Origin of the sequence: Sphingomonas sp. PAMC 26605, assembly GCF_000241485.1 — a bacterium.
GTDB lineage: Bacteria > Pseudomonadota > Alphaproteobacteria > Sphingomonadales > Sphingomonadaceae > Sphingomonas.
On the sequence record NZ_JH584241.1, the window covers coordinates 3472413 to 3489358 of the forward strand.

The 16946-nt window shown below is 67.8% G+C and carries 15 protein-coding genes and 1 tRNA gene; 13 read left to right on the top strand and 3 right to left on the bottom strand.

Annotated features, from left to right (window positions below; genetic code table 11):
• Positions 1–117 precede the first annotated feature (117 nt).
• Together RH90_RS16105 and RH90_RS16110 are read right to left on the bottom strand one after the other, a co-directional pair.
• On the bottom strand, positions 118–432 hold the full coding sequence (locus tag RH90_RS16105; protein WP_010187039.1) for a DUF2218 domain-containing protein: 315 nt from the start codon (positions 430–432) through the stop codon (positions 118–120).
• A gap of 74 nt (positions 433–506) precedes the next feature.
• On the bottom strand, positions 507–1085 hold the full coding sequence (locus RH90_RS16110; RefSeq protein WP_010187040.1) for a PadR family transcriptional regulator: 579 nt from the start codon (positions 1083–1085) through the stop codon (positions 507–509).
• Positions 1086–1296: 211 nt separating this feature from the next.
• On the opposite strand from RH90_RS16110, the gene RH90_RS16115 reads away from it, so the two are divergent.
• The 6 genes from RH90_RS16115 (at position 1297) to htpG (ending at position 9019) form a co-directional block, all read left to right on the top strand.
• Entirely contained in the window at positions 1297–2607 is a 1311-nt protein-coding gene (locus tag RH90_RS16115) for a replication-associated recombination protein A (protein ID WP_010187042.1), read from the top strand.
• Entirely contained in the window at positions 2604–2948 is a 345-nt protein-coding gene (locus RH90_RS16120; RefSeq protein WP_010187044.1) for a hypothetical protein, read from the top strand. The genes RH90_RS16115 and RH90_RS16120 overlap by 4 nt, the downstream gene beginning before the upstream one ends.
• Complete coding sequence (locus RH90_RS16125; protein ID WP_010187046.1) at positions 2945–3805, top strand: hypothetical protein; 861 nt, start codon at positions 2945–2947, stop codon at positions 3803–3805. Before RH90_RS16120 ends, RH90_RS16125 begins: the two co-directional genes overlap by 4 nt.
• Positions 3806–3823: 18 nt before the next feature.
• Positions 3824–3899 (top strand) — tRNA-Thr (locus RH90_RS16130).
• 193 nt (positions 3900–4092) lie between these two features.
• Positions 4093–7050, top strand: coding sequence for a PAS domain-containing protein (locus tag RH90_RS16135; protein WP_332306572.1), 2958 nt, complete (start codon positions 4093–4095; stop codon positions 7048–7050).
• A 94-nt stretch (positions 7051–7144) separates the two neighbouring features.
• On the top strand, positions 7145–9019 hold the full coding sequence (htpG, locus tag RH90_RS16140; protein WP_010187050.1) for a molecular chaperone HtpG: 1875 nt from the start codon (positions 7145–7147) through the stop codon (positions 9017–9019).
• 13 nt (positions 9020–9032) lie between these two features.
• On the opposite strand, the gene RH90_RS16145 is transcribed toward htpG, so the two are convergent.
• Positions 9033–9563, bottom strand: coding sequence for a phosphoribosyltransferase (locus tag RH90_RS16145; RefSeq protein WP_010187051.1), 531 nt, complete (start codon positions 9561–9563; stop codon positions 9033–9035).
• 158 nt (positions 9564–9721) lie between these two features.
• Here RH90_RS16145 and RH90_RS16150 point away from each other — a divergent pair, with 158 nt between their 5' ends.
• The 7 genes from RH90_RS16150 (at position 9722) to RH90_RS16180 (ending at position 16922) form a co-directional block, all read left to right on the top strand.
• Positions 9722–10699 (top strand): alpha/beta hydrolase, encoded by a 978-nt coding sequence (locus tag RH90_RS16150; RefSeq protein ID WP_010187053.1) that lies wholly within the window; start codon positions 9722–9724, stop codon positions 10697–10699.
• A 126-nt stretch (positions 10700–10825) separates the two neighbouring features.
• Positions 10826–11626: an SGNH/GDSL hydrolase family protein gene (locus RH90_RS16155; protein WP_010187054.1), complete on the top strand. Its 801-nt coding sequence runs from the start codon at positions 10826–10828 to the stop codon at positions 11624–11626.
• Positions 11623–13251: an alpha-L-fucosidase gene (locus tag RH90_RS16160; RefSeq protein WP_010187056.1), complete on the top strand. Its 1629-nt coding sequence runs from the start codon at positions 11623–11625 to the stop codon at positions 13249–13251. Before RH90_RS16155 ends, RH90_RS16160 begins: the two co-directional genes overlap by 4 nt.
• A complete protein-coding gene (gene fucP, locus RH90_RS16165; protein WP_010187058.1) occupies positions 13248–14471 on the top strand; it encodes an L-fucose:H+ symporter permease in 1224 nt (407 codons plus the stop codon). The genes RH90_RS16160 and fucP overlap by 4 nt, the downstream gene beginning before the upstream one ends.
• Positions 14468–15430 (top strand): aldo/keto reductase, encoded by a 963-nt coding sequence (locus RH90_RS16170; protein WP_010187060.1) that lies wholly within the window; start codon positions 14468–14470, stop codon positions 15428–15430. The genes fucP and RH90_RS16170 overlap by 4 nt, the downstream gene beginning before the upstream one ends.
• Positions 15427–15723, top strand: coding sequence for a UxaA family hydrolase (locus tag RH90_RS16175; protein WP_010187061.1), 297 nt, complete (start codon positions 15427–15429; stop codon positions 15721–15723). The genes RH90_RS16170 and RH90_RS16175 overlap by 4 nt, the downstream gene beginning before the upstream one ends.
• A complete protein-coding gene (locus tag RH90_RS16180) occupies positions 15720–16922 on the top strand; it encodes a UxaA family hydrolase (RefSeq protein WP_010187063.1) in 1203 nt (400 codons plus the stop codon). The genes RH90_RS16175 and RH90_RS16180 overlap by 4 nt, the downstream gene beginning before the upstream one ends.
• Positions 16923–16946: the final 24 nt, after the last annotated feature.

Sequence of the window (16946 nt, forward strand, 5' to 3'; positions counted from 1 at the left end):
TGACCGCTTTAAGAGTCTACGACCTGGCAGGGTCGCTCCCGGCTGCTCATCCCGAAATGAAAAGAGGGAGGCGATACATTCCTCCCTCCATCCCGCACCCGCTGGTGATCGCCGCAATCAGCACCAGTCGTAGACCAGCGGTGCCTCGCGAAACGCGAAGCGATCGACATGGCGCGCGACCGCGCCCTTCAGCCCCTCGAGTTGCGCCTCGGACGTGGCATCGATCCGCACCTCGAGCATATCGGGATGGGCATCGAAGGTGACCGTCGCATCGCCGGGATGATCGGCGCCGCGCGCGTCCTTGGGAAAGACGATCGTCCCGTGCTCCGGAGTGAACGTCACCGCCAGATTGTGCTCCGAATGCTTGCACGTCTGCTGGAGGTATTTGCTGGCGCTCGCGGTGGGGACGCGGGCGGTTGCACTATGGCTCATCGTAAGTCTCCCGATAGGGGCTCCGGCTTCGTCGGCGATCGCCAGGCGTCGGCGCAGAAGCTGGAGCCGTGTCATTACAGCCGCTCGATCTTCTGCGCGGCTTCGTCGATCAGCGCGACGAGCTGGTGGAGCGTTTCCTTTTCCACCTCCTCGGCGCGCAGCTTGTGCATCAGCACTTCCTTGAGGTTGCCCATCGCGCGACGAACCGACGCGCTGTCGGTCCGCGCGCGCTCGGCGCCGACTTCGGCCAGACGTGCGAACAGCGCCTCGACCAGCTCAGCATTCTCGGCGAGATGCGCAGTCCCTCCGGCGGTGATCGCGAAGCGCTTCTTGGCGCCCTCCGCTTCGCGGGCCTCGATCAGCTCCATTTCGTCGAGCAGCGTGAGCGTGGGATAGACCACCCCCGGGCTCGGCGCATAGGCGCCCCCCGTCAGCTCCTCGATCGAGCGGATCAGGTCGTAGCCGTGGCGCGGCTCGTCGGCGATCAGCTTGAGCAGGACGAGCCGCAGTTCGCCGCCGTCGAACATCCGCCGTCCGCGCGGGGACCCGCGGCCCTCGCCTTCGCCCCGGCCTTGGCCGCGCCCGCCGCCGAAACCGCCGTGCATGCCCATGTGATGATGCCCGCCCATGCGCTGGCCGGCGCGTTTATGCATTCCAAACATATCGTTCCTTTCTGAGACTCGATAGCGCTAAGATATATCTTCCATAGCGGAGTTCAAGATATATCTTGGAACAAACTTCGTGGCCCCGGCGCAGGCCGGGGCAGCTGCGTTTCGTGGCGCTGCCTGCGCAAAGGCATCAAGCGGCCCCGGCCTCCGCCGCGGCGACGCGTGACTTCCGCTCGCCGCACCCTATCTTCAGCGCATGCCCGATCTCTTTGCCGCCTTCGATCCGCCCGCCGCCGAGGCGGTGAGCGCGACCGCCCCGCTCGCCGATCGGCTCCGCCCGACCACGCTAGCCGAAGTCGTCGGCCAGGAGCATATCACCGGCCCCGAAGGCGCGATCGGGCGGATGGTCGCCGCCGGCCGGCTGTCCTCGATGATCCTGTGGGGGCCGCCCGGCACCGGCAAGACGACGATCGCGCGGCTGCTCGCCGATGCGGTCGGCTTGCGCTTCGTCGCGATCTCGGCGGTCTTCTCGGGCGTCGCCGATCTGAAGAAGGCGTTCGCCGAAGCGCGCGACCATGCCCGGATCGGCAAGCGCACCTTGCTGTTCGTCGACGAGATCCATCGCTTCAATCGCGCGCAGCAGGACGGCTTCCTGCCCTATGTCGAGGATGGCACCGTCACGCTGGTCGGCGCGACGACCGAGAACCCGTCGTTCGAGCTCAACGCCGCCGTGCTCAGCCGCGCGCAGGTGCTGATCCTCCACCGCCTCGACCACGCCGCGCTCGGCAAATTGCTCGACCGCGCCGAGCAGATCGAGGAGCAGCCGCTCACGCTCACGCCCGAAGCGCGCGATGCAATGATCGCCAGCGCCGATGGCGACGGCCGCTTCTTGCTCAACCAGGCCGAGACGCTGTTCGCGGTAAACCTGCCCGAGCCGCTCGACCCCGCCGGCCTCTCCGCCTTCCTCCAGCGGCGCGTCGCGGTCTATGACAAGGATCGCGAGGGGCATTACAACCTCATCTCCGCGCTCCACAAAGCGGTGCGCGGGTCGGACCCACAGGCAGCGCTTTACTATCTCGCGCGGATGCTCACCGCGGGCGAGGAACCGCTCTACCTGTTGCGGCGGATGGTGCGCATGGCGGTCGAGGATATCGGCCTCGCCGACCCGAACGCGCTGACGCAGTGCCTCGCCGCCAAGGACGCCTATGATTTCCTCGGCAGCCCGGAGGGCGAGCTCGCGATCGCACAGGCGTGCCTGTATCTCGCGACCGCCCCCAAATCGAACGCCGCATACAAGGCGCAGAAGGCCGCCTGGGCCTCGGCGCGCGAGACCGGGTCGCTGATGCCGCCCGAGAATATCCTCAACGCGCCGACCAAGCTGATGAAGGAGATCGGCTACGGCAAGGGCTATGCCTATGACCATGACAGCGCCGACGGCTTTTCGGGCGCGAACTATTGGCCCGCCGAAATGGCGCCGCAGACCTTCTACGTGCCGACCGACCGCGGGGTGGAAAAGCGCATCGCTGAGCGGATGGCATGGTGGGCGAGCTTGAAGGGGGAGAGATGAACGACTGGGACGCGCTCGCCGCCTTCGCGCTGACCCTGCCCGACACGATTGCTGCGCCTTATTATGGCGCCCCGGCGGTCAAGGTCGCATCGAACGGCCGCGCCTTCGTGTCGTTCGGCAAAGCGGCGGGTTCGTTCGTGCTTTCGATCGACGCGGATACGAAGGCGATGCTGCTCGAAACCGATCCCGCTACCTTCTGGCAAACGCCGCATTACGAAGGCTGGCCGGCGGTGCTCGTGCGCTACGCCAGCGCCGATCCGCCCCGCGTGCAGGCGATGATCGCGCGCGCGCGCGACCAGGCCGCCGCGCGCAAGCCCGGCAGACCACGCAAACGACCGTGACCCCCGCCCATTTCACCCGCTTCGCCGCGATCGACTGGTCGGGCGCGAAGGGCGCGCGCCATCCCGGAATCGCCGTCGCTGTGTGCGAGCGCGGGAGCGAAGCGCCGGCGCTCGTTGCGCCGCCGCGCGGCGCCTGGTCGCGGACCGACATTCTCCACTGGCTCCGAGCACAAGGCGATACGCCATTACTGGTCGGCTTCGACTTCAGCTTCGCCCCGCCATTCGTGCTGCGCGGCGCCTATCTTCCGGGCGAAGACGCCCCGACGACCGCGCGCGCCTTCTGGGGCCATGTCGATGCGCACGCCCCAGACGGCGATCTCGGGGCCGCGTCGTTTCTCGAATCGCGCCGCGGCACGCATTTCTATCTCGGCGCGGCCGACGGGACGAAGGCCGATTTCCTCCACTTCCGCCGCTGCGAGGCGCATCACAACGCCGCTGGATTCGGCAAGCCCTCGACCGTCTATGACGCGATCGGCGCGGCGCAGGTCGCCAAGGCGAGCTTCGCCGGAATGCGGCTGCTCCACCATCTCGGCCGCGCCCTCCCCGTCTGGCCGATCGACCCCGCACCGCAGCGCGGTGCGTGCGTCGTCGAGATCTACACGACGATCGCCGCGCGCGCCGCCGGGCTGCGCAAGGGCCTGAGCAAGCTGCGCGACGCCGCCGCGCTCGACGCGGGCCTCGCCGCGCTCGGCAGTTGCGCGCATACGCCGCTCGCGCGCTACACCGACCATGCCACCGATGCGATTCTCACCGCGGCCTGGCTCCGCGCGAACGCCACGCGCGACGATTTGTGGCACCCGCCCGCGCTGACCCGCGAAATTGCGCGCACCGAGGGCTGGACCTTCGGCATCAGCTGACGCATTGGGGGTTACCGTGCCGGCTTAGCTCAGTTGGTAGAGCGCCAGTTTTGTAAACTGGATGTCGCGGGTTCGATTCCTGCAGCCGGCACCACCGCACCGTCCTCGGCGAGCCCGCAGACGAGAGGCACGACGCACCCACCGGGCGAACGCCGCTTCACAGATGGCCGCATCTGTTTAAGAGATTGGCAACCGGCGCTCGGGCACCGGGAACGGCTAAGGATTTCGGCGTGCGGACTGCGGGTTCATTGGCGTTCCTCAATGGCGGCGGACACCTTGGCGAGTTGATGCGAGGCTTTGACTGGGCGCAGACCCCGCTCGGCCCCGCCGACGCCTGGCCGCACAGCCTGCGCACCGCGACCGCGCTGCTGCTGCGCTCCGCGGTGCCGATCGCGATGCTGTGGGGCCCCGACGGCATCATGCTCTACAACGACGCCTATTCGGTCATTGCCGGCACGCGGCATCCGCAGCTGCTCGGATCGAAGGTCCGCGAGGGCTGGGCCGAAGTCGCCGACTTCAACGACCATGTGATGCGGACCGTACTCGCGGGCGGGACGCTCGCCTATCGCGATCTGGAGCTGACGCTGCACCGTCATGGCCACCCCGAACAGGTGTTCATGAACCTCGATTATTCTCCGGTGATCGACGAAGCGGGCAACCCGGCCGGGGTGCTCGCGATCGTCATCGAGACGACCGAACGGGTCGCGGCGGAGCGGCGCCAGGCCGCTGCCGAAGCCGCGCTGCGCGCCGAACGCGACCGCGCGCAGGACGTGCTCGCCAATATGGGCGAGGCCTTCCTGCTGCTCGACCGCGACTTTCGCATCATCGACATCAACGACGAGGCGATGCGGCTCGAAACGCGTCCGCGTGCCGAGATCGTCGGGCGTACGCATTGGGAGGCGCATCCCGACGCGGCACCGGCACTGCAGGACCTCTACCGCAAGGCGATGACAGAGCGCGTCGCGGTCGCGCTCGAGCATCGCTACGTCTGGCCCGACGGACGCTCGGCCAGGCTCGACATGCGCGCCTATCCCGTGTCCGACGGGCTCGCGGTCTTCTATCGTGACGTCACCGAACAGCGCCGCGACGAAGCCGAGCGGATCGTCGAGGCCGCCGAACGCGGCGCGATCCTCGCGCAACTGACCGAGGGCGTGATCGTCACCGATGCGACCGGCGCGATCACCTTCGTCAACGACGCCGCCGAACGGCTCCACGGCACGCGCCAGCTCGGCGTCTCGCCCCACGGCTATGCCGCCGCGTACAGCCTGTGGACGGTCGCGGGCGATCCCTACCCCCCACTCGAGCTCCCGCTGGCGCGCGCCGCGTTGCATGGCGAGACCGTGCTCGACGCGAGCTGGCGGATCCGGCGCAGCGATGGCCGCGAACTCCTCGCGCGCGGCGCAGCGCGTCCGATCGTAATGTCCGACGGCCGCCGCGTCGGTGCCGTACTGACCTTCCGCGACGATACCGAGCGCGCCCGCGTCGAACAGTCGTTGCGCCAGGAGACGCAGGCGCTCGGCACGCTCAACCGCGCCGGCGCGGCGCTCGCCGCCGAGCTCGACCTCGAGCGGATCGTGCAGATGGTCAGCGAGGCCGGGGTCGAGCTGACCGGCGCGCGGTTCGGCGCCTATTTCCACAACGTGATGGATGCGAGCGGCGAACGGCTGCACCTCTACACCCTCGCCGGGGCCGACCGGGCCGACTTCGCCAAACTGGGATTGCCGCGCGCGACCGCGGTGTTCGGCCCGACCTTCCGCAACGACGGCGTGATCCGCTCGGACGATATCCTCGCCGATCCCCGCTACGGCCAGTCAGCGCCGCACTACGGAATGCCTCCTGGGCACCTGCCGGTGCGCAGCTATCTCGCGGTGTCGGTGGTGTCGCGCTCGGGCGACGTGCTTGGTGGCCTGCTGTTCGGCCATCCCGAGCCCGGGCGCTTCACCGAACGGCATGAGGGGCTGATCCAGGGGCTCGCCGGCCAGGCGTCGGTCGCGATCGACAATGCCCGGCTGTTCCAGCAGGTGCAGGATGCTAACGCCACGCTCGAACAGCGCGTGGCCGAGCGCACGGCGGAACTCGAGGACGCGCAGGAGGCGCTGCGCCAGGCACAGAAGATGGAAGCCGTAGGCCAGCTCACCGGCGGCATCGCGCACGATTTCAACAATCTGCTGACCGGCGTGATCGGGTCGCTCGACATGATCCAGCGGCAGATCGCGAAGGGCGAAACGAGCAAGATCGAGCGCTATGCGACGACCGCGATCACCTCGGCGAACCGCGCTGCGGCACTCACCCACCGCCTGCTCGCTTTCTCGCGCCGCCAGCCGCTCGATCCAAAGCCGGTCAACGCCAACCGCTTGGTCTCGGGGATGGAGGAGCTGATCTGCCGCACGATTGGCGAGACGATCGCGCTCGAGATCGTCACCGCGGGCGGGCTGTGGCAGACGCTGTGCGACCCGCACCAGCTCGAAAGCGCGATCCTCAATCTTGCGATCAACGCGCGCGACGCGATGCCCGACGGCGGCGTGCTGACGATCGAGACCGCCAACGCCCATCTCGACAGCGCGTATGCCGCCCGCCAGCGCGACGTGAAGCCCGGCCAATATGTCTGCATCTGCGTCACCGACACCGGCAGCGGGATGAGCAAGGCCACGATCGAGAAGGCGTTCGAGCCGTTCTTCACGACCAAGCCGATCGGCCAGGGCACCGGGCTCGGCCTGTCGATGATCTATGGCTTCGCCCGCCAGTCCGAAGGCTATGCGCGGATCTATTCCGAGCTCGACCAGGGGACGACGGTCAAGCTCTACCTCCCGCGCTATTATGGCGAGGCCAATGCCGACGAGCCGGATCAAGCTGCGCTAAGTGACGCGCACCGTGCCGAGGGCGAAACCGTACTGGTGATCGAGGACGAAACCGCGGTGCGCGATCTGGTCGTCGATGTGCTCGAGGAGCTCGGCTATCGCACGCTGCAGGCGTCGGACGGCCCTTCCGGACTGAAGCTGCTGCAGAGCGACGTCCCCCTCGACCTGCTCGTCACCGATATCGGCCTGCCCGGGCTCAACGGCCGCCAGCTGGTCGATGCCGCGCGCGTGACGCGCCCCGCGCTGAAGGTGCTGTTCATGACCGGCTATGCCGAGAATGCGACGATCGCCAACGGCTTTCTCGAACCCGGCATGGCGATGATTACCAAGCCCTTCGCGGTCGAGGCACTGGCGACCCGCATCCGCGACATTCTCGAGAAGCCCTGACGCCCCCTGCAGGCGCTGCGGCGCGACAAGCTTGAAACCAACCGATGCGACGTCCATGTCGCAGGTCCCATCAACCGGAGAGATCGTGGAAACCATGACGACGACCACCGCCGCCCCCCGCTCGTTCGAAGCCGATGTCGCCAAGCTGCTGCATCTGATGGTGCACTCGGTCTATTCGGACAAGGATGTGTTCCTGCGCGAGCTGATCTCGAACGCCGCCGATGCGTGCGAGAAATTGCGCTACGAAGGGCTCAGCAACGCAAGCTTGCTCGGCGACGACGGCCAGCCGCGCATCACCGTCACGCTCGACCCCGAGGCGCGTCGCCTGACGATCGAGGATAACGGCATCGGCATGAGCGAGGACGAACTGGGCGAAGCGCTCGGCACGATCGCGCGCTCGGGCACCAAGGCGTTCATGGACAAGATCGCGGGCGCCAAGGACGCCGAAGGCAGCCAGTTGATCGGACAGTTCGGCGTTGGTTTCTATTCCGCCTTCATGGTCGCCGATCAGGTGGAGGTGACGTCGCGCCGCGCCGGCGTCGACACTGCGGCGCTGTGGTCGTCGGACGGCCAGGGCACCTACACGATCGAACCAGTGGACGTTGCCGCCGCTCCCGCGCGTGGCACCCGCGTGCTGCTCCACCTAAAGGAAGACGCCACCGGCTATACCGACGCCTTCACGATCGAGCGGACGATCAAGGCGCAATCGGGCCATGTGCCCGTGCCGATCTTCCTCAGGGACACGCCCGACGCCGAGCCCAAGCAGATCGCCGACGGCGCTGCGCTGTGGACCAAGCCAAAGTCCGAGATCAGCGGGGAGGACTATACCGATTTCTACCGCAGCGTGGCGGGTCAGTTCGACGCGCCCGCGCTGACGCTGCATTACCGCGCCGAGGGCGTGCACGAATATACGGTGCTCGCCTTCATTCCCGAAACCAAGCCGTTCGACCTGTTCGATCCCGATCGCGCCGGGCGGATGAAGCTCTATGTCCGCCGCGTGTTCATCACCGACGAGGCCGAGATCCTGCCGCGCTATCTGCGCTTCGTGCGTGGCCTCGTCGATTCGAGCGACCTGCCGCTCAACGTCTCGCGCGAGATGATCCAGGACAGCCCGGTGCTCGCCGCGATCCAGAAGGGCGTGTCGAACCGCGTGCTGAGCGAACTCGACAAGCTGTCGAGCAACGACGCCGAGCGCTATCTCAAGCTGTGGGACACGTTCGGCGCGGTGCTCAAGGAGGGCCTGTACGAGGATTATGCGCGGCGCGACACGCTGCTCGGCCTCGCGCGCTTCAAGACCACCAATTCGGGCGGGGAATGGCGCTCGCTCAAGGAGTATGCCGCCGACCTCAAGGACAACCAGACCGCAGTCTATTACGCGCTCGGGCCCGATCTCGACCGGCTTGCCTCGTCGCCGCAGCTCGAGGGCTTCCGTGCGCGCGGGATCGAGGTGCTGCTGCTGAGCGACCATGTCGACAGCTTCTGGGCGGCGGCCGGCATGGATTTCGACGGCAAGCCGTTCAAGTCGGTGACGCAGGGTCTGGCCGATCTCAGCCTGATCCCGCTGCCCGAAGGCACCGAACCGACGCCCCCCGCGTCGGAGACGGTCAACGACTTCATCGCCTTCGTGAAGACGACGCTCGGCGATGCCGTGTCGGACGTGCGCGTGTCCGAACGCCTGACCGAAAGCGCGGTCTGCTTGGTCGCGCCCGACCACGGCATGGACCGTCAGCTCGAGAAGCTGCTCGCCGGCGCGGGCCGGCTCGACACGACCGCCAAGCCGGTGCTCGAGATCAACCCGCGTCACCCGCTGATCGAGAAGCTCGGTGCCGAGGGCTCCGATGCGGGGCTGCGCGAGGACGCGGCGCATTTGCTGTTCGACGAAGCGCGGATCGCCGATGGCGAACTGCCGGTCGACCCGCGCGCCTTCTCGGCGCGGCTGACGCGGGTGCTGGGCCGCGGGCTCGGCTGAGCCGCGCGGCGTCTCAGGCGAGGCGTTCGGGAACCGAAAGCGCCTCGGCGACGATCGTCGCCGGGGCGCCGACCGCTTCCCACGGGAAGACGAACCACCTTTTGTCGCTCGCCCGGTCGATCGTCCGCGCGCGATAGTCGACCCGATCCTGCGATCCCAGATTGTCGATCAACACCGCGAAGCGCACTGCAGCGCGCTCGCTTCCGGCCTCTGCCAGACGCCGTCGGATTTCCGCGATCGTCGCCCCGCTGTCGTTGATGTCGTCGACGAACAGCAGCCGCGCGCCCGCAGCGCTTTTCGCCGCGAGCTTAGCGAGCAGATCGCCCGCGAAATCGGGCAGTTGCGCCGAGACGTCGATCGACAGCATCGGCACGTCGAGCGCGTGCGAGAGGAAAACCGCCGGCACCAACCCGCCGCGCCCGATGCCGATCACGAAATCCGGGGTCCAGCCTTCGCGCAGCACGGCCTCGGCGACCGCCTGCGTGTCGGCGACGAAATCCTCGTGCGCGATCGGGTGGAGCTGCGGGGCGGCAGCGTTGCTCATGGCGGACCCTCCAGGGCGCGGCGCGACCGGCGCCGTCGCAGGCAGGCGCGGTTAGCCGAGTGCGAAGCGGAGCACAACCAGCGCAACGCGCGGGGTTTGCTGATGCCATCGCGCGATGATCGGTTATGTTGTGAGTCGAACGCTGTGAAGGACCAAGCATGCTCGACGAAATCACGACCCGCCGCACCCTGCTGCTCGGTGCGACGACGTTGGCGGCCCTCGCCCCAACGATGCTGCACGCGCAGACCAAGCCCGCCGACGAGATCGTCCCGTTATGGCCAGGCGCGATCCCCGGCGACCGCCACGCCGCGATCACGCGCAAGGTGGCGGACCAGTCGCACGACCCACAGCGTCCCGATCGCTGGATCACGGGGATCGCGCAGCCTGCGCTCGTCGTGCGGCGCGCGGCGCAGCCTAATGGCGCCGCGGTGCTGCTGATGCCGGGCGGCGGCTATGGTTTCCTGTCGTACGACAATGAAGGCGAGGAGCAGGCCGCGTGGCTCAACGCGCGCGGGATCACCGCCTTCATCCTGTTGTATCGGCTCCCCAGCGAAGGCTGGTCGAATCAGGCGCTCGTGCCGCTGCAGGATGCGCAGCGCGCGCTGCGGCTGATCCGTACCGAGGCGGCGCGCTTCAAGGTGGATCCGGGCAAAATCGCCGCGCTCGGCTTTTCGGCGGGCGGGCATCTCGCCGGGTCGCTCGCGACGCGCTTCGCCGAGCCGACCTATGCCCCGGTCGATCGCATCGACGCGGTATCGGCGCGACCCGATCTGGTCGGGCTGCTCTATCCCGTGGTGAGCCTCGAGGCGTCCTTCACGCATGGCGGATCGCGCGACAATCTGCTCGGGCGCGACGCACCCGCCGCGCTGCGCCATGCCGGATCGGTCGAAACGCGCGTCACCGCCGACACCCCGCCGGCCTTCCTCGTCCATGCCGCCGACGACGGGCTCGTTCCCGTCGCGAACAGTATCACCTTGTTCAGCGCGCTGATCGCAAAGAAGCGGCCAAGCGAACTTCACGTGTTCGACGCCGGCGGACACGGCTTCGGCGCGCGCTTGGCGTCGACCATGCCGGGATCGGCTTGGCCCGGCCTGTTCCACGCCTTCGGCGCGAGCAAGGGCATCTTCCCCCGCTGACCAAATACCAAAATTCGTTCATATGTGGAATTGAACTTTATCCATGAACACCATAAAGCGATGCGGCCCCGAGCCGGGCGCGCGGCAACGCGCCCGCCGCTTGGAAGGCATTGGAGAGGATTATCGATGCGTCACACCGTGTGGATGCTGCCGCTGCTCGCGGCGTTAGCGCCGGCCGCCCAGGCCCAGACCAATGTCCCGGGCGATGCCTATGCGAGCGACCCGGTCGGCATCGTCGCCGACCCCTGCCCGCAGCATTCCGACCCGAGCGACGACCCCGGCCGGGAACGTTGGAAGCTCCACATGCTGACGCGCGACTTCGGCCAATTGTGCCGCTATGCCGCCGCCAATCAGGTGCTGACCGAGAGCCGCACGCCGGTCCGTATCGTCTTCATGGGCGATTCGATCACCGACAATTGGATCCACGCCGACGCCGCGCTGTTTAGCAACGGCGTGGTCGATCGCGGGATCAGCGGCCAGACGACGCCGCAGATGCTCGCGCGTTTCCGCGCCGACGTGATCGCGCTCAAGCCGCAGGCGGTGCACATCATGGCGGGCACCAACGATGTCGCGGGCAATACCGGCGCGGCGACGATGGAGACGGTCGAGGGCAATATCGCGAGCATGGCCGAACTCGCCCGCGCGCACGGCATCAAGGTGATCCTCGCTTCGGTCCCGCCTGCCGCGGCCTTCCCGTGGAGCCCGTCGAAACAGCCCGTGCCGCAGATCGCAGCGCTCAACGCCTGGCTGCGCAGCTACGCCAAGGCGCAAGGCTTCGTGTACGTCGATTATTTCGCCGCCTTGGCGACGCCCGAGGGCGCGATGAAGCCCGGCCTTGCGAGCGACGGCGTCCATCCGACCGCGCAAGGCTATGCCGTGATGCGCCCGCTCGCGCTCGGCGCGATCGCGCGAACGCTCGGCAAGTGAGTCTCACCCGCCGCGCGATCCTCGCCGGCATGGCGGCGCTGCCGATGGCACGCGGCGCGCTCGCGCAGAGCCCGATGGGGCTGGCAAAGGGGCCGGTCGAGCCCAACTGGCCGTCGCTCGTCTCCAACTATCGCTACCCCGACTGGTTTCGCGATGCGAAGCTCGGCATCTGGTCGCACTGGGGGCCGCAATCGGTGCCCGAGCAGGGCGATTGGTACGGCCGCTTCATGTACATGCAGGGTCACCCGATGTACGCGCACCACCTCGAGACCTACGGCCATCCCTCTGTCGCGGGGATGAAGGACATCCAGAACCGCTGGACCGCCGATCGCTGGGACCCCGACGCGCTGATCGCGCGCTACAAGAAGGTCGGCGCGCGCTATTTCATGGCGCTCGCCAATCATCACGACAATCTCGACTGCTTCGACAGCCGCTATCACGCGTGGGATTCGCTGCGTGTCGGCCCGAAGCGCGACGTCGTCGGCACGTGGGAGAAAGCCGCGCGCAAGGCCGGGCTCAAGTTCGGCGTGTCGAACCATTCGGCGCACAGCTGGCACTGGTATCAAACCGCTTATGGCTATGACCCGACCGGTCCCAGAAAGGGCGAGCGCTACGATGCCTTCCGCCTGCGCAAGGCGGACGGCGCCGGACAATGGTGGGACGGGCTCGACCCGCAGGAGTTATATACCGGCGGCCATGCCGTCATGCCGAACGGGATCGACACGATCCCCGGCATGGAAGCCTGGCACGACAAGCACGACGGCCAGTGGATCGAGACCGGCCCGACCGACAACCCAGCCTACGTCACCAAATGGCTGTTGCGGCAGACCGACCTGGTCGAGAAATACAAGCCCGACTTGGTCTATTTCGACGATTACGGGCTGCCGTTCGGGTCGATCGGGCTCGAGGCGGCGGCGGATTATTACAACCGTTCGATCGGCTGGTCGGGCAAGATCGACGTCGCGCTGTTCGCAAAACAGTTGAAGCCGAACGAGCGTTTCGGCGTGGTGCAGGATGTCGAGCGCGGCTTTACCGATCACCTGTGGGACGAGCCGTGGCAGACCGACACCTGCATCGGCGACTGGTTCTACAACGTCGCGCGGCTGAACGACAAAAGCTACAAGACCGCCGAGCAGGTCGTGCAACGCCTGGCCGACGTCGTCTCGAAGAACGGCAATCTGCTGCTCTCGATCCCGCAACCGGGGCATGGCGCGATCGACAGCGAGGAGGAGAAGATTCTCGACCGCCTCGGCGGCTGGACCGCGATCAACGACGAAGCGATCTTCGGCTCGCGGCCATGGCGCCTGTATGGCGAGGGGCCGACCCGACTGACGCCGGGGATGCAGAACGAAGCCGGCGCGGGAAGCTTCACGGCGCGCGACGTGCGCTTCACGACCAACAAGGGCGCGCTCTACGTGCTGTTCCTCGGTTGGCCGGTCGGCACCGCGACGGTCGGGTCGCTTGCGCATGGGCGGCTTACGGGGGTGATCGAACGCGCGACGCTGCTCGGCGGCGGGCCCGTCGCGCACCGTCAGGATGCGACCGGGTTGCATTTCGAGATGCCGCGCAAACCTGCGGGTGGCTTCGTGCCCGTAATCCGCCTCGATGGAAAAGGGTTGATATGACGCCGAGCCAATCGCCTGCGACACGCATCGTGCCGATCGTTCTGATCGTCGCGCTCTTCTTCCTGTGGGGCGCTGCCAACAATCTCAACGACGTGCTGATCGCGCACTTCAAAGGGCTGTTCAGCCTCGGCGATTTCGGCGCGGGGCTGGTGCAATCGGCTTTCTATCTCGGCTATTTCTGCCTCGCCATCCCGGCCGCTCTGTTCATGCGCGCGTATGGCTATCGCGCCGCGGTGCTGCTCGGGCTCGGCCTTTACGGCGCGGGCGCGCTGCTGTTCTGGCCCGCTGCGGCGGCGCTGAGCTATCCCTTCTTCCTGATCGCTTTGTTCGTCATCGCCAGCGGCCTGGCGTTCCTCGAAACCTCCGCCAATCCGCTGATCGCGCGGCTCGGCAGCCCCGAGACGGCGTCGCGGCGACTCAACTTCGCGCAGGCGTTCAATCCGCTCGGCTCGATCACCGGCGTGCTGATCGGGCGCGCCTTCATCCTGTCGGACGCGCCGCATACGCTCGACCGCGCGACGCAGGCGGCGGCGGTGCAAATCCCCTATCTCGTGATCGGGCTCGGCGTATTGGTCTGGGCGGTGCTGATCCGGCTCGCCCCCTTCCCGGCGATCGCGACCCAGCCCGAGCCCGACGAAGGCGTCGGCGCCGCCGCCGATTTCGCCGCGCTCGCGCGCGCGCCGCGCTTCTTGTTCGGGGTGCTCGCGCAATTCTTCTATGTCGGCGCGCAGGTCGGGGTGTGGAGCTTCATGATCCGCTACAGCGAAGTCGCGGTGCCGGGCACGCGCGCGACCGAGGCGGCGGGCTATCTCACCGCGTCGCTCGTGGTGTTCATGGTCGGCCGCTTCATCGGCGCCGCGCTGATGGGGCGGATCCGGCCGCTGCCGCTGCTCGCGGGGTTCGCCGCCGCTGCGGCGGCGTGCTGCGCCTTCGCGGGGCTGGTCGGCGGCATGCCGGGGGTGCTGGCGCTCGTTGCGAGCAGCTTCTTCATGTCGATCCTGTATCCGACGATCTTCGCCGAGACGGTCGACGGGCTGGGGACGCGCACCAAGGCGGGGTCGGCGCTGCTCGTCATGGCGATCATCGGCGGGGCGATCTTTCCCGCGGTGATGGGGCTGGTCTCGGATGCGAGCGGATCGATCGTGCCCGCGATGCTGGTGCCCGCCGGATGCTTCCTGGTGGTCTTGCTGTTCGGCCTGACCGCGCGGGGGGCACGATGATCGCGCTGCCACAGCTCGGCATGGGCTGCGCCGGGATCGGCAACCTCTATCGCGCGGTCGACGACCAAGTCGCGAGCGATACCGTCGCCGCCGCGCTCGCCGCGGGGATCGGCTATTTCGACGTCGCGCCGCATTACGGCTTCGGGCTCGCCGAGACGCGCCTCGGCGCGGCGCTCGCCGAGCATGACCCGGGCGCGACCGCGATCGTCTCGACCAAGGTCGGCCGCTTGCTCGAGCCGACCGACTCGGCCGCCGCCGAACGCCACGGCTTCGTCGATGCGCCTGCGCTCGAGCCGGTGTTCGATTATTCGTACGACGCGGTGCTGCGCAGCGTCGCGGAGAGCCGCACGCGGCTGCGGCGCGAGCGGATCGACTTACTGTTCGCGCATGATCTCGGTGCGATGACGCATGGCGAGGACGCGCCGCGCCATATGGCCGATTTCCTCGACGGCGGCTATCGCGCGCTGCGCAGCTTGCGCGATGGCGGCGAGGTCGGCGCGATCGGCGTCGGCGTCAACGAAGTCGCGGTGTGCCTCGAGCTGCTCGAGCGCGTCGAGCTCGACGTCATCCTGCTCGCCGGGCGCTATACTTTGCTCGAACAGGCCGATGCGCTGCCGCTGATCGACCGGTGCCGCGCGAGCGGTACGCGGCTCGTCGTCGGCGGCCCGTACAATAGCGGCATCCTCGTCGAGGGTAGCCGCAGCGCCAGCCACTTCAACTACGCGGCCCCGCCCCCGGAAATCGTCGCGCGGGTCGCCGAACTCGAACGGATTTGCGCGGCGTTCGATGTTCCGCTGCCGGCTGCGGCGCTGCAATTTCCGACGCGCGAGCCGGCCGTCGCTGGGGTCATCCCCGGGCTGGTCGGCAGGGAACAGGTCGAAGCGACGTTGCGCTACGCCGATTGGCCGATCCCAGCGACGTTGTGGGACGCGGTACGCTCCATCGAGGCGACGCGATGAGCGCGATCCTGCTGCACCCGGACGACACGATTCTCGTCGTCACCGCGCCGCTCGCCATTGGCGACACCGTGCTGATCGACGGCGCACCGAGCGTGGTGCACTCCGAGATCGGCGTCGGCCACAAGATCGCCCGCCACGTGCTCGCCGCGGGCGAGACGGTGATCAAATACGGCGCGCCGATCGGATCGATGACCGCGTCGGCCGGCCGCGCGGAGCATGTCCACCTGCACAATATGAAGAGCGACTATATCGCCTCGCACCTGCGCGATACGCTCGAACGGAGCCCGTCATGATTTCCGCTTGGTTGCGCAACGATGGCCGCAAGGGCATCCGTAACGTCATCGCCGTCGCTTATCTCGTCGAATGCGCGCACCATGTCGCGCGCCGAATCGTCGACAAGAGCGACGACCCCGACGTGCATCTGATCGGTTTTCCCGGCTGCTACCCCAACAGCTATGCCGACAAGGTGATGAAGGCGGTCGCGACACATCCCAATGTCGGCGGCGTGGTGATCGTCTCGCTCGGCTGCGAGAGCTTCAATCGCGAAGGCCTCGCCGCCGTGGTCGCGGCGAGCGGTCGACCAGTCGAGACGCTGGTGATCCAGCAGAATGGCGGAACCGCCGCGACGATCGCTGCCGGACTCGCTGCCGTCGCGCGGATCAAGGCGATCGCGGATGCGGGCCCGCGCGCTGCGATGGCGCCGAGCGAGCTCGTCATCGGCACGATCTGCGGCGGGTCGGACGGGACCAGCGGGATCACCGCCAACCCCGCGGTCGGCCGCGCGTTCGATCGCTTCGTCGCCGAGGGCGCGACCTGCATCTTCGAGGAAACCGGCGAGCTGGTCGGCTGCGAGAACATCATGGCCGATCGCGCGCTGACCCCCGCACTGGGGGAGGCGCTAGTCGCGAGCGTCGCCAAGGCCGAGCGGTATTACACCGTGCTCGGCTTCGGCAGCTTCGCGCCGGGCAATGCCGAGGGCGGCCTCACCACGCAGGAAGAGAAATCGATGGGCGCCTATTCCAAGTCGGGCAGCTCGCTGATCTCGGGGATCGTCAAACCCGGCGACATCCCGCCTTCCCCCGGCCTGTATCTGCTCGACGTCGTTCCGGATGGCGAACCGCGCTTCGGCTTCCCCAACATCTCGGACAATGCCGAGATCGTCGAATTGATCGCGTGCGGCGCGCATGTCACGCTGTTCACCACCGGCCGCGGTTCGGTCGTCGGGTCGGCGATCTCGCCCGTCATCAAGATCTGCGCCAATCCCGAAACCGCGCGCAAGCTTGCCGGCGACATGGATATAAACGCCGGCCGCATTCTCGAAGGGGCCACGACGATCGAGGAGGTCGGCACGGAAATTTACGACCGTACGCTCGCGGTCGCGCAGGGGGCGCGGACGCTGTCCGAAGAGCTCGGCCACCGCGAATTCATCCTGACCTACAAGAGCTTCGAACCGGTCGGCCCGGCCTGCCTTCCGCGTCGGGCAGGAGCGTAACCGGCAAGCGCGCCTGCGAGACCG